Below are 12,926 nucleotides of genomic sequence, written 5' to 3' on the forward strand. Positions count from 1 at the left end.
TCAAGGCGTTCTGGAACATCGCCAACTGGCGCGACGTCGCCGCCCGCCTCGAGCGCGCCCGCACCCAGACCGCCGGACTCATCGTCCCGGCCTGAGGCCTCTCGTGCGGCCGGGCGGGCTCACGCCTGCCCGGCCGCCGAGCGCCGGGCGATGATCGAGCACACCACGAGCTGGAGCTGGTGGTAGATCACGATCGGCACCGCGACGAGGCCGATGGTCGCTGCGGGGAGCAGCGCGGCGACGATCGGCAGCCCGGTGGCCAGCGACTTCATGGAGCCGCACAGCAGCAGCGTGATCCTGCGCTCGCGGTCCAGGCCGAGGGCGCGACCGCCCCACCAGGTCACCGCCAGCACGGCTGCCAGCAGCACGGCGCAGGCCCCGACCAGGGCCACCACCGACCACACCCCGAGTCCGCTCCACACCCCCTGGGCCGTGGCACCGCTCACCGCGGTGAGCACGATGAGCAGGATGGTCCCGCGGTCCACGAGCTGGGTGAGCCACCGCGTGCGCCGCACCCGCTCGCCCACCCACGGCTGGAGCAGCTGCCCGACGGCGAACGGCAGCAGCAGCCGCAGCAGCACCGTCTGCACGCCGCCCACGCCCGCGCCGTCGAGCCCGATGCCCGCCGATCCGGACATCAGCCCCAGCACCAGCAGCGGCGTGAGCACCAGCCCGACGACGTTCGAGACCGTCGCCCCGCTGATCGCACCGGCGACGTCACCGCGCGCCACCGAGGTGAACGCGATGGACGAGTTCACGGTCGACGGCAGCAGCGACAGGCACAGCAGCCCGGCGGCGATCCCCGGGCCGACCAGCGGGGTGGCGAGGAACGCCACCACCACGCCGAGCAGGGGGTAGACGACGAAGGTCGCGGCGAGCAGCCCGCCCTGGAGGCGCCAGTCCCGCAACGACCGGCCGACCTCACGGGTGGGCAGGCGTGCGCCGTAGAGCAGGAACAGCAGGCTGACGGCGAGGCTGGAGGCGGTGCCGAGCACGGCCTGCACCCCGTCCGGTATCGGGACGAGCACGCCGACGAGCAGCATCGCGAGGATGGCGAGGACGAACGGGTCGACCCATCCGCGCAGGCGGCGGGGCAGCCACGAGCGGCTGCCGGGGCGGCGGGTCACGAGGGCAGGTCCATCGACAGCGCCCTCGCGGCACGCACCAGGTCCAGGTCGCTGCCGGCCGCACCGATGAGCGACACGCCCACCGACCGTCGTCGGCGGCCGTCGCCCAGCGCCAGGGCGGGCACGGACAGGGCGGGCAGACCGCCGGCCCCGGCGAGCGTCGTGAGGCGCAGGGTGGCGCTCCGGGCGGCGTCGAGCGCGCCCGGGTCGGCGGTGCGGTCCGGGGGAGGGCCGGCGGTGGTCGGCAGGACCAGCAGGTCGCCGTCGAGCAGGTCCCGCAGCCGGCGCCGGGCGTCCTCGACGACCCCGCGTGCGGCGCGCTCCTCGTCGGCGGTGACGGCGGCGGCGGCGCGGAACCGGGCGGCCACGTCCGGGCCGAGGGTGTCGCCGTGCTCGCCGACGAATGTCCCGTGCGCCCGCCAGGCCTCGGCCGCCTGGACCACCCGGAACGCCTCCTGCAGCACCGCGAGGTCACCGACGTCGACGGCGGCGGTCGCCCACCCGGGACGCGCCGCGGCCGCCCCGGTCCAGCGCTCGAAGGCCTCGCGCACCGGGGTGTCGAGCCCGGCGACGACGGCGGAGGGGACCAGGAGCCGGGGTGCTCGGTCGCGGGGCCGGCCGTGCTGTCCGGTGAGCGCCGCCGTCGTCCAGGCGACGACGCGCTCGAGCGTGGTGCCGTCACGGGTCAGCCAGCCGACGGTGTCGAAGGTCGGCGCCAGCGGGAGGACCCCGTCGCGAGGAACGAGCCCGTGGGTGGTGCGCAGCCCCCACAGCCCCTGGTAGGACGCAGGGACCCGGACCGAGCCGGCCGTGTCCGTGGCCAGTCCGACGTCGGCCTGGCCGAGAGCGACCGCCGCCCCCACGCCGGACGAGGAGCCTCCCGGTATCGCCAGCGGGTCGTGGACGTTGGGCGGCGTGCCGTGGTGCGGGTTGACGCCGCTGATCGAGTAGGCCAGCTCGTCCGACGTGGCGATCCCCTGCACGACGGCGCCTCCTGCCCGCAGGCGGGCCACGGCCCAGGCGTCCTCCGTCTCGACAGGGACGGAAGCGAGCCGTGCCGGGTTGCCGGCGCCGACGCGGTGGCCCGCGACGGCGAAGACGTCCTTGACCGCGACGCGGAGCCCGGCCAGGGGGCCGGAGCCGGCCGACCCGCCGTCGTCGGAGGGCCCGACCAGGGGGTCGCCGACGACGCGCCACACGCTGCGGTCGACGGCTCGTGGGCGAGGGCTGACGTGGGCGACGGCGATCCGCCACCGCGCCCCGGCGGACGGCCGGGCCCAGAGCTGGGTCTGCAGGCCACGACCACCGTCGCGGAACGCGGAGACGGCGGTGACGAGCCAGGCGTCGTCGGTGACGCGCCGGTGCTCGACGTGCTCCAGGACCCTGGCGGGCGCTCCTCCCCGGCCGCGCCGGAACCGGGCGATCTCGTCGCTGCCGACGAGGAGCCCGGCGTCGTCCCCGCGCAGGGTGCCGGCGTCGTCGAGGAAGAAGTCGGCGAGCGCCCCGAGGTCGTCCGCAGCCAGCGCGGCCTCGTACGCCTCGACGGCCGCGGTGAGGTCGGCGGGCGGCGCGGCTGGTCCGGGCAGGGTCATGCGGTGGGCTCCTCGAAGTCGGCGAGACGGATCCGGGCATGGACTCCCTTGACCTGGTCCACGACCTGGGATATGTCGAAGTCCGTCGCGGCCGAGAGGTAGGCGTACGCGAGATGCTCGTCCATGCCCCATCGTGCCTGCAGCAGGTTCAGCGCGGCGCGGACGCAGTGCTGCACCGCGACGTCGAGGTCGGGGTCCATCCCCGTCGGGACGAGGTGCTCGGCGGTGCGGACCACGGGCCCGGAGATCTCGCCGAGCAGGGCGAGCGCCTCGTCGTGGGGCACGAGGTCGAGCCGCACCGTGGACCGCAGCGAGGCCTCCATCGCGGTGAGGGCCACCTCCCCGTTCCCCTGGGCGAAGTGCGGGTCGCCGGCGTAGAAGAGTGCTCCCGGCACGGCCACCGGCAGGTAGACGGTGCTTCCGGCCGTCGTCAGGGTGATGTCGATGTTGCCCCCGTGCCGGCCCGGCGGCACCGAGTGCGGGCGCTGCCCGCCGGGGGTCGCGACGCCCAGCACGCCGAGGAACTCGGCGAGGGGGAACCGGGTGCGACGCCGGTCGGCCGGGTCCGTGGTGAGCGGCAGGACGCCCCGGGCGTGCTCGCCGTCGTCCTCCACGGGGGCGAAGACGCTGACGGCCTCTCCCTCGCGCGGGAGCTCGGCGGGCAGGGCGCCGCGGCCGTGCCGGTTGGAGATCACGCCGTAGGGGACCCGGCGCCGGTGCTCCAGGAGCCGGACGGCGAGGACGTCGCCGGGCTGTGCGCCGACGACCTCGATCGGTCCGGTCACGACGTGCGGGCCGTCGTCGTCCCCCCGAGGGGTGGCGGCGGCGATCTCCACGACGTCGGTCAGGACGTCCTGGGGGGCGACACCGTGCCGGCCGAACCAGCGCACCGGGTCGCTGCCCTGGTCGGGGAGCATGCCCTCGTGGCTGACGGTGTCGATGGTGACGGTGGTCCCGGGGCGGACGGACAGGACCGGTGCGTCGGTCCCCGCGGGCAGCCGGCCCCACCGGACCGTACCCGGGGTCGAGGGCAGGTACTCCTCGCCGGGGACCGGGCCGGTCCCCGGTTGGAGGACGCGCGGCTGGAGGACGCGCGGTGCCCGGACTCCTGGCGGGGTCGTCATGCTGCGTCCTCCTGCTCGGGCAGCGGGCTGTGGACGTGGTCGCCGATCTGCTGCGCGAGGCCCTGGAAGTCCGGCGCGGCGGTGTCCCGCCGGTCGCCGAGGTCCACCGGGACGACGGCGCTGACCTGTCCGGGCACGCCGTGCGACGCGCCGCCCGCCATGACCACCACCCGGTCGGCCAGGTAGACCGCCTCCTCGATCGAGTGGGTGACCAGCACGAGGGTCGTCCCGACCCGTCGGCGGATAGCCACGAGCTCGTCCTGCATCTGACGACGGGTCAGGGCGTCGAGGGCACCCAGGGGCTCGTCCATGAGCAGCACCGACGGGTGCAGGGCAAGGACCCGGGCGATGCCGACCCGCTGCTGCATCCCGCCGGACAGGGTGTGCGGGTAGGCGTCGACGAACCGGCCGAGGCCCACCAGCTCGGCGTGCTCGGTGGCCTGCCGCAGCGCCTCCCGGCGGTGGACCCCGCGCTCCCGCAGCCCGTAGGCGATGTTCTCGCGCACCGAGAGCCAGGGGAACAGCCCGTAGTCCTGGAACACCACGCCCCGGTCGGGGCCGGGTCCGGTCACGGGGCGGCCGTCCAGCAGGACCCGCCCCTCGGTCGGCGTCTCGAAACCGGCGACGAGACGCAGCAGGGTCGACTTCCCGCACCCGCTGGCCCCGACGACGGCGATCGCCTCGCCGGGCGAGACCTCCAGCGTGACGTCCCGCATGGCGAACGTGTCGCCTCCGTAGTGCTTGCCGAGGCCGTCGATCGCGAGGTGTCCCGTTCCGGTGGTCATCCGTCCTCCTTGAGCAGCGGTCGCCCGTGGGCGATGACACGGACCAGCAGGACGAGCAGCCGGTCGGTGGCGAAGCCGAGCAGCCCGATCACGACCATGCCGGCCACGATGAGATCGGTCTGGGCGATGACCTTGGCCTCGGTGATCATGGCGCCGAGGCCCAGGTTGATCCCCGTCATCTCCCCGACGACGAGCAGCGCCCAGGCCAGGCCGAGCGAGACCCGCAGCCCGGAGACGATGCCGGGCACGGCGGCCGGCACCACCACGGTCCACAACCGCCGCCAGCGCGAGGTGCCGAGCATGGCGGCGGCCTCGAGCAGCCGCGGCGGCACCTGCTGCACCGCCACGACCGTGTTGACCAGCACCGGGAAGAACGCGGCGAGGAAGACCAGGAAGATCGCCTGGCTGTCGCCGATGCCGATCATGATCAGGGCCAGGGGGGCCCAGGCGGTCACCGGGATGGGCCGGACCAGGTTGAGGGTCGGTTCGAGGAGCCGCCTCAGGTGGGCCGACCGACCCATGAGGACGCCGAGCGGGATGGCGAGGGCGGCGGCCAGCACGAAGCCGGAGACGGCGCGCACCAGGCTCGCCCAGACGTGGCGCCAGAGCTGCGCGCTGAAGGAGTCGTCGACCAGGCCGCCCACCGTGAGGTCGACCAGCCGGACGAGCACGGCTCCCGGCGTCGGCAGGGCGGCCATGCGGATCCCGCCGGGGACGTCCCAGCCCTGCGCGACGCCGGTGTGCCACAGCAGCAGGACGAGGACCGGGACGGGTAGTGCCCACAGCACCGCGCTCGCCCGGCGCCCGGCGGGACCCTGACGGCGTCGGGCCTGACCGCCTGTGCGGGGCGCGGTCGGCGAGGAAGCGGGCGGTGACGTGGTGGCGGACGGCGCGGCCTCCGTGGGCCGGGCCGAGGCGACGCCGGTCACGGCGTCTCGGGGGCGAAGCCGTCGGCCACGACGTCGTCGACGTCCGGTGCCGCGTCGATGACGGCGAGCTTCTGCATCTCGCCGGCCAGGGCGTCCACCTGGTCGAGGTAGGTGGGGGAGAGGTCGGACCGCAGCCAGATGTTGTCCGCCGCCAGACCGAGCACCTCGGGGTCGAAGGAGAACCGGTCGGCCACGCCGGACATCCAGGTGGCGGGGTCCTCGGCCAGCGCCTCGGTGGCCGCGGCGTGGATGTCGACGACCTGCTGGACCAGCTCGGGGTCCTGCTCGGCACGGGTGGCGGTGGTGGCGAGCCCGATGTTGACCGGGCCGATCGCCGTCTCGTAGATGGAGGCGACCTCGTGCGCGCCCTCGAGCTGCGCCAGGGAGACGTTGACCTCCGCACCGGCGAACGCGTCGATGTCCCCGCGCCCGAGCGCGTCCGCCATGTCGGCGTAGCCCAGGCTCACCAGCTCGGTGTCCACGTCCGGGTCGAGACCGGCGGCCTCGAGGGTCAGCCGCAGCGCCATCTCCTGCGACGAACCGGGCACGATCCCGATCCGCGCGCCGGAGAGGTCCTCGACGGAGGTGACGGACGTCGACCCGACGAGGCCCGAGCCGCCGTCGGCCCCGGAGGCCACGAGCTGCACGTCCTTGCCCTGCGCCACGCCCGAGATGACCGTCGGCACCCCGAGGAGCGCGAAGTCCACGTCGCCGGTGAGCAGGGCGTTGAGCTCGTCGGTCGAGTTCGCCATGGGGACGACCTCGATGGTGACGCCGTCGGGGGCGTGGTCGGCGTAGACGTACGGCGCGTACAGGTGCGGCTGCCGTTGGGTGGCGATGCGGACGACCTCGCCGTCCTCGCCCGACGCGGAGGCCTCGCCGGTGCAGGCGGCCAGGGTCGCGGTCAGGGCGACGAGAGCGACGGGCAGCAGGGTCCGGGAGGGGGTCACGGAGCGATCCTTCCGATGGATGCGGAGGGCGAACCAAATGGTCCGACCAAGTGACCGTCACGCTATGACGGGCTCCACGGCGAAAGATAGCCGTTCAATGACCTGGTAACGCGCATTTTACGGCCCTGGAACATGCAGATCCAATTCTTATTGGTCTGATTGGTATACCTTGAGGATGTCTGTCGGCCGAGACCCGCCCGCCCCCAGGAGGAGCCGCATGTCCACTGTCGAGAGCTCCGCGACGACCGCGAGCAGGCAACCCATCGCGGTGGCGCTCGCCGCCGAGCTCGAACGGATGATCGCCACGGGAGAGCTCGGACCCGGGGCGCGGCTCCCGGCCGAGCGCGAGCTGGCACGTCAGCGCGGCGTCTCCCGCACCACGCTGCGCGAGGCGATGAACGCGCTCGAGGAGAAAGGGCTCGTCGAGCGGCGTCAGGGCCGGGGGACCCGGGTGGTCGACCGCCCGGACGAGGCGCGTCAGATCCTGGGGCTCCACCCGCCGGACGCCACCGAGAGCGTCACCGAGCTGCGCACCCTGGTCGAACCCTCGGTGGCGGCGCTCGCGGCGACGCGCGCCACACGGGCCAACCAGCTCCAGCTCGCCGACGTGCTGGCGCGCACCACCGCGGACCTCACGGCGCAGCAGTCGCTGGAGCGTGACACCGAGTTCCACCTGCTGCTCGCGCACGCCACCCTCAACCCGCTGGTGACCGCCCTGCACGGCCTGATGACGGAGTGGACGCTGCCTCAGCGCCGTCTGTCGCACGCCTCTCCCGCGGGGCGGGCGCTGTCGCTGCGCGGTCATCAGGAGATCCTCGCCGCCGTCGAGGCGCACGACGCCGACGGCGCCCACGACGCGATGCGGCGCCACCTCACCGACGTCGGCGCCTCGTGGGACGCCGAGGCGCTCGGTGATCCCTGACGGCGTGTGCACGCCGACCGGATGAGCGCTGACGAGGTGCCGGTCCTGGGCCGGGGTGCGATACGGCTCGCCTGGTCGCCACCAGCGTGTCCCGGTCGCGGTTCGCACCGGTCGTGCCGTGGGCGACGTGCATGCAGTGCGCCCAGGCGTTGACGTGCCCGCGTAGCGGACATAGTCTCCGCTAAGAACGATACGGAGACACTCTCCGCTAGATCGGCAGAGAGACGTGATGATGCAGAGAACGACGACGGACGGAGCTCGGGCCCCCCGGGCCGATGCCCAGCGCAACAGGGACCGCATCCTCGGTGCGGCAGAGCAGTACTTCTCCGAGCACGGAGTCACCGGCTCGCTCGACGCGATCGCCAAGCGGGCCGGGGTCGGGGCGGGCACCCTCTACCGGCACTTCCCGAACCGGGAGTCGTTGCTTGCCGCCCTGCTCGCCGCTCGCGACGACGCGCTGGTGGCTCGGCGCGACGACCTCCGCAGCGGATCGGTGAACGCGGCCGATGCGCTCGACGGGTGGCTCGACGCGATCACCGCGTGGGCGGGTGCGTTCGACGGGCTGCCCGAGCCGCTGCGGGCCGCGACGGCGACCAGCTCGTCCCCGCTGGCTATGACCTGCCAGGGGTTCATCACGACCACCGAGGAGTTCCTGCGAGCCGCGCAGGACGACGGGGGCGCGCGCCGCGACGTCCGGGCCCGGGACCTCTTCCTGGCCGCTCTGGCCAGGAGCTGGGTGCGCGGTGCGGCTCTGGCCGACGACGCGTCTGCTGCCGCTCTGGCCGAACTGACCAGGAACGGGTGGGCGACGACGAGCGCCGCACGAGCCGGCGACGGCCGGTAGCGCCGACGACCTCACCCGACCGACACGACATCGACCACCACACGAACATCAGGAGAGACCATGAACCGCATCGGCATCATCGGTAGCGGAGCCATCGGCAGCGCGATCGCCCGCCTGGCCGTCGCGGCCGACCACGAAGTCCTCGTCGCGAACTCACGAGGACCGGAGTCCCTGACCGGCCTGATCGATGAGCTCGGCCCCCTCGCACGGGCCGGTGACCCTCGAGCGGCTGCGGAGTTCGGCGACATCCCGGTACTGGCCGTGCCTCTGGGCGCCTACCCGGACCTGCCCGCCGATGCCCTGGCCGGGAAGACGATCCTCTCGACGGGCAACTACTACCCCCACCGTGACGGCCGCATCGAGGCGCTCGACACCCTCGAGTACACGACGGCCGAGTACGAGCAGGCACTCCTGCCCGACTCCGTCGTCGTCAAGGCCTTCAACAACATCGTCTCCCACCACATACCCCACCTCGCCCATTCCGACCCGCGGACCGCGCTGCTGGTCGCCGGTGACGACAGCGAGGCGAAGGCACGTGTCTCCCAGATCGTGAACACCCTCGGTTTCGACGCCGTCGACGCCGGGACGCTCGCCGAGTCGTCGCTCTTCGAGCCCGAGTCCGGGGCCTACACCCCGATCTACGCCGCCGATCTCGACGGCTTCGCGAAGAGCTACCTCGACGACCCGGGTGCACCCGTCCCCGCAGCCCGCCTCCGCGAGCTGCTCGCGTCGTCGCACCGCCCGGACGTCGCCGCCCGTCGATTCTGATCACGATCATGGGGGCCGAGGAGGCCCCCCGCGAGCTCCCGGTCTCCGAGGTCGACGCACCCGGCATCCCCTGACCGCGAGCGTCTCTGTCCGTCAGGAATCAGCCGCTGATTCCTGACGGACAGAGACGCTCGCGTGGGTGGGAGTCCGTCAGTGGCCGGCCTCGGCGACCCCCTGCTGCCACTCGATGAGGTCGTCGACCTTGTCCGCCAGCACCTGACCCGCGTCGTCGTCGCGCACCAGCGCGGCGGCGAGCTTCGCCGTCGGGCGCAGGATCCGGACGGCGCCCGCCTGGTCACCGGCGTCGGCAGCGGCCTGGGCCTGCCCGAGGCGGGTCTCCAGCTGCCGGACGGCGACCTTGTCACGCGCCGTGTCCTGCGGAAGCTCCTCGACGAGGGCGTCGACCTCGTTCCAGGTCACGCAGTCCCCGCCGCCGCTGACGGTGCCCGCGGTCCACTGGATGCCGCGCAGCACGCTGGTCAGGAAGACCGGGTCGGCCCAGGACTCCTCGACGTGACCGGCGCCCTGGTGCCAGGAGCGGCCGCCCTCGAAGTTCTGGCACCAGGCGATCGGGTGGTCGTCGCCCATCGTGCCGCCCTGGTAGGTGGACTCGTCCAGGGTCTGCAGCACGTGGACGGCGCCGCGCGGGTTGAGCGTGTAGTTGTACCACTCGTCCCAGCGCTCCCACGCCAGCGGGACGCCCTCCATCGAGGGGTGTGCGGAGTTCTCGACGCGCATGGTGGCGGTCTGCTGCTGCGGGTGGTTGGCAAACCGTGCCCCGCCGCCGATGAGCTGGGTGAACCAGCCCGAGGTGTGCATGGTGTCCGTGGCCGCGTGGATCCCGACGACGCCGCCGCCGTCGTGCACGTAGCCCTGCAGCGCGGCCAGCTCGGCGTCGTCGAGCAGGCGCGGCTGCGCGGGGTTGAGGTTGTTCGTGTTGTCGACGGGGGAGACGAAGACGATCGAGTCGTACTGCGCCAGGTCGTCCGCGGAGGTGAACGGGGTGGTGTCCATCGTGAGGTCGGGCTGCCCCGGGGAGCCGGGGCCCCACCAGCCGCCCGAGCTGTTCGGCGGGTCCCACACGTCGACGTCGAAGCCGTGCTCGGCGCCGAGGTCGACGAGTGCGTGGGTCGTCTCGTCGATGTGGGAGTGGCGGAACCCCAGGGTCTTGCCGACGACGAGGATGTCCTCGAGACCGTCGTCGGAGGCGGCCGTCGCCGGTGCGGCGGCGGCGACCAGGCCGAGAGTGGCGGCCGTGGCGGTGACCAGGCCGAGTGCACAACGGGTGCTGGACGTTCGGTTGCTCATGACGCTCCTTCGCGCATGGGTCCATTCGTTGACCCGTTCAACTTAACCCTGCGGGCGCCGTTCTGGCTAGGAATCGACAGAAGTCGTCCATTGAGCAGCAGAAGCGGGTTCAGCTGATCCTGCGGCGATAGGCCGCGAGCGCCGCGACGTAGCCGACCACCAGGATGCCGACCAGCCAGGCCAGGGCGATCCAGATGTCCTGGCCGACCGGCTGCTGGTCGAACAGGGCCCGCAGGGTGTTGACGACGGACGTGACCGGCTGGTTCTCGGCGAACCAGGCGACGGGCCCGGGCATGGTGTCGGTCGGCACGAACGCCGAGCTGATGAACGGCAGGAAGATCAGCGGGTAGCTGAAGGCGCTCGCACCGTCGACGGTCTTCGCCGAGAGCCCGGCGATGACGGCGAGCCAGGTCAGCGCCAGGGTGAACAGCGCCAGGATCCCGGCCACCGCGAACCAGGCGCCGACGGAGGCACCCGTGCGGAACCCCATGGCCAGGGCGACCCCGATGACGATCGCCACCGAGGTGAGGTTCGCGACGAGGGAGGTGAGCACATGGCCCCAGAGCACGCTCGACCTGCCGATCGGCATGGACTGGAAGCGCTCGAAGATCCCTCCCTGCAGGTCGAGGAACAGCCGGTAGGCGGTGTACGCGATGCCCGAGGCGATCGTGATGAGCAGGATGCCGGGCAGCAGGTAGTCGACGTAGCTCTCGGAACCGGTGTCGATGGCTCCGCCGAACACGTAGACGAACAGCAGCATGAGCGCGATCGGGGTGACCGCGGTGGTGATGATCGTGTCGGGGCTGCGGGAGATGTGACGCAGGGAGCGGCCGGTCAGGGCTCGGGTGTCGGCCAGGGCGTGGGTGGTCATCAGGACTCCTTGCGGGCAGAGGTGCCGACGAGGGACAGGAAGACGTCCTCGAGGGTGGGCTGCTTCTCGACGTACTCGACCTGGGCCGGCGGCAGGAGGGCCTCGAGCTCGGCGAGGGTCCCGTCCTGGATGATCGTGCCCTCGTGCAGGATGGCGATGCGGTCGGCGAGCTGTTCGGCCTCGTCGAGGTACTGGGTGGTCAGCAGCACGGTCGTGCCGCTCTCGGCCAGCTTCTTGACGCCCTTCCAGACGTCGATCCGGGCCTGCGGGTCCAGGCCGTTGGTGGGTTCGTCGAGGAAGACGATCGGCGGGTCGCCGACGAGGCTCATCGCGATGTCGAGGCGGCGTCGCATGCCGCCCGAGTACGTGGCGGCCCTGCGGCCGCCGGCCTCGGTGAGCGAGAACCGGGCGAGCAGCTCGTCGGCGACGGCGCCGGGATCCTTCAGGTGGCGCAGCCGGGCGACGAGGACCAGGTTCTCCCGGCCGGTGAGGATCTCGTCGACGGCCGCGAACTGGCCCGTCAGACTGATGGACTCGCGGACGGCGCCCGGTCTGGCGGCGACGTCGTGGCCGTGGACCGTCGCGGTACCCGCGTCGGCCTTCAGCAGCGTGGACAGGATCCGCACCAGCGTGGTCTTGCCGGCGCCGTTCGAGCCGAGCAGGGCGACGATGCTCCCTGCTTCGACGTCGAGGTCGACGCCGCGCAGCACCTGCAGGTCCTGGAAGGACTTCTGGATGCCCTGCACGCGGAGGGCGGGCTGGGCGGGCTGGTCGTGGGTCATCGTCGCTCTCCTTCTTGGGTCGGTGGTCTCACGGCCGGCGCACGACGATGTCGCCGAAGCCGGTGCGGGCGTGGATCTCGGCCGTCGACTCGTCGTCGACCGGGCCCTCGGTGGGCGTGAGCTGGTTGCGGACGGAGCCGTGCTCCGAGGTGACGTCGAGGTAGGCGGCGGTGCCCTCGGGCACGCCCACCTCGATCGAGCCGTAGGACGTGGCGAGCGTGACGTCCCCGGACTCGAGGGTGCCGACACGGACGTTCCCGTGGGCGCCCTTGGCCGTGAGGCTGCCGCGCACGCGGCGCACCTCGATGTCACCGTGCGCGCCGTGCACCTCCAGGCTGCCCGTCAGCACCCCGACGGCCGTGGTGCCGTTGCTCGCGCGCAGCACCCCGGTGCCGGCGACCTGGTCGACGCGTACCGACCCGGAGCCCACCTTGACGTTCAGCGCGTCGAGGACCGTTGCCGCGGAGACCGAACCCGCGGAGACCTTCAGGTCGAGCCGCGAGACGTCGTCCAGGCGGGCGTTGCCGGCGGAGAGAGTCATGTCGACGGTGTCGAGGGTGCCCTCGGCGTAGAGCGATCCGGTCTTGCCGCGGACGGTGGAGCCGGTGGGCAGCTCGATCGTGACGTCGGCGGTCCCTGCGGCGAAGGGCAGCACGAACTGCTTCCAGGAGCCCGGGTAGGTGAGGGTGATCGCATCACCCTGGCGTTCGACGCGCACCTCCTCCGCGGCACGCACGCTGCCGGACTTCGAGGGGTCGGTGGGCAGGACGGTGACGACGACGTCGTCACGATCGGAGGCGACGGCGTGCACCTGGGCGAAGGGCACCTCCACGACGACGGTGGCGGGGTGGGGGGCGGGGAAAGTGGGCATGACGGAGCTCCCAGGGTGGTGTCAGTCTGGTGTCAGGGCGATGCTGGCGGACA

General features: G+C 72.8%; 13 protein-coding genes and 1 pseudogene. 4 read left to right on the forward strand and 10 right to left on the reverse strand.

The genetic code is table 11. From position 1 onward, the window contains the following. Positions 1-95: pseudogene (locus HDG69_RS18755) on the forward strand (superoxide dismutase); the annotation flags it as partial. 24 nt (positions 96-119) lie between these two features. Here HDG69_RS18755 and HDG69_RS00010 read toward each other — a convergent pair. The 6 genes from HDG69_RS00010 to HDG69_RS00035 are packed head-to-tail and all read right to left on the reverse strand — an operon-like array spanning position 120 to position 6,507. Next, positions 120-1,127: a bile acid:sodium symporter family protein gene (locus tag HDG69_RS00010; protein WP_343036181.1), complete on the reverse strand. Its 1,008-nt coding sequence runs from the start codon at positions 1,125-1,127 to the stop codon at positions 120-122. Further along, the gene (locus tag HDG69_RS00015) at positions 1,124-2,719 is read right to left on the reverse strand and encodes an AtzH-like domain-containing protein (protein WP_171781750.1); all 1,596 of its coding nucleotides are present in this window, start codon (positions 2,717-2,719) and stop codon (positions 1,124-1,126) included. Before HDG69_RS00015 ends, HDG69_RS00010 begins: the two co-directional genes overlap by 4 nt. Next, positions 2,716-3,843, reverse strand: coding sequence for an acetamidase/formamidase family protein (locus tag HDG69_RS00020; protein ID WP_171781751.1), 1,128 nt, complete (start codon positions 3,841-3,843; stop codon positions 2,716-2,718). Before HDG69_RS00020 ends, HDG69_RS00015 begins: the two co-directional genes overlap by 4 nt. Then, on the reverse strand, positions 3,840-4,628 hold the full coding sequence (locus HDG69_RS00025) for an ABC transporter ATP-binding protein (protein ID WP_171781752.1): 789 nt from the start codon (positions 4,626-4,628) through the stop codon (positions 3,840-3,842). The genes HDG69_RS00020 and HDG69_RS00025 overlap by 4 nt, the downstream gene beginning before the upstream one ends. Then, positions 4,625-5,557: an ABC transporter permease subunit gene (locus HDG69_RS18760; RefSeq protein ID WP_216645119.1), complete on the reverse strand. Its 933-nt coding sequence runs from the start codon at positions 5,555-5,557 to the stop codon at positions 4,625-4,627. Before HDG69_RS18760 ends, HDG69_RS00025 begins: the two co-directional genes overlap by 4 nt. Then, positions 5,554-6,507 (reverse strand): ABC transporter substrate-binding protein, encoded by a 954-nt coding sequence (locus HDG69_RS00035; protein WP_171781753.1) that lies wholly within the window; start codon positions 6,505-6,507, stop codon positions 5,554-5,556. Before HDG69_RS00035 ends, HDG69_RS18760 begins: the two co-directional genes overlap by 4 nt. A gap of 217 nt (positions 6,508-6,724) precedes the next feature. Between HDG69_RS00035 and HDG69_RS00040 the strand changes: the two genes are divergently transcribed. The 3 genes from HDG69_RS00040 to HDG69_RS00050 all read left to right on the forward strand — a co-directional run bounded on the left by HDG69_RS00040 (position 6,725) and on the right by HDG69_RS00050 (position 9,041). Beyond that, a complete protein-coding gene (locus HDG69_RS00040) occupies positions 6,725-7,429 on the forward strand; it encodes a FadR/GntR family transcriptional regulator (RefSeq protein WP_171781754.1) in 705 nt (234 codons plus the stop codon). A gap of 229 nt (positions 7,430-7,658) precedes the next feature. Further along, on the forward strand, positions 7,659-8,273 hold the full coding sequence (locus tag HDG69_RS00045; RefSeq protein ID WP_216645120.1) for a TetR/AcrR family transcriptional regulator: 615 nt from the start codon (positions 7,659-7,661) through the stop codon (positions 8,271-8,273). Positions 8,274-8,333: 60 nt separating this feature from the next. Then, the gene (locus tag HDG69_RS00050; protein WP_171781755.1) at positions 8,334-9,041 is read left to right on the forward strand and encodes an NADPH-dependent F420 reductase; all 708 of its coding nucleotides are present in this window, start codon (positions 8,334-8,336) and stop codon (positions 9,039-9,041) included. A 150-nt stretch (positions 9,042-9,191) separates the two neighbouring features. Here the strand turns inward: HDG69_RS00050 and HDG69_RS00055 are convergent, their stop codons facing one another. The 4 genes from HDG69_RS00055 to HDG69_RS00070 form a co-directional block, all read right to left on the reverse strand. Further along, positions 9,192-10,349: a ThuA domain-containing protein gene (locus tag HDG69_RS00055; RefSeq protein ID WP_171781756.1), complete on the reverse strand. Its 1,158-nt coding sequence runs from the start codon at positions 10,347-10,349 to the stop codon at positions 9,192-9,194. A gap of 109 nt (positions 10,350-10,458) precedes the next feature. Then, the gene (locus HDG69_RS00060; protein ID WP_171781757.1) at positions 10,459-11,220 is read right to left on the reverse strand and encodes an ABC transporter permease; all 762 of its coding nucleotides are present in this window, start codon (positions 11,218-11,220) and stop codon (positions 10,459-10,461) included. Next, positions 11,220-12,002 carry an ABC transporter ATP-binding protein gene (locus HDG69_RS00065; RefSeq protein ID WP_171781758.1) on the reverse strand — a complete coding sequence of 261 codons (783 nt, stop codon included), beginning with the start codon at positions 12,000-12,002 and terminating at the stop codon, positions 11,220-11,222. Before HDG69_RS00065 ends, HDG69_RS00060 begins: the two co-directional genes overlap by 1 nt. 28 nt (positions 12,003-12,030) lie before the next feature. After that, on the reverse strand, positions 12,031-12,873 hold the full coding sequence (locus tag HDG69_RS00070) for a DUF4097 family beta strand repeat-containing protein (RefSeq protein WP_171781759.1): 843 nt from the start codon (positions 12,871-12,873) through the stop codon (positions 12,031-12,033). Positions 12,874-12,926: the final 53 nt, after the last annotated feature.

Origin of the sequence: Isoptericola halotolerans, from assembly GCF_013149785.1 — a bacterium.
GTDB lineage: Bacteria > Actinomycetota > Actinomycetes > Actinomycetales > Cellulomonadaceae > Isoptericola > Isoptericola halotolerans.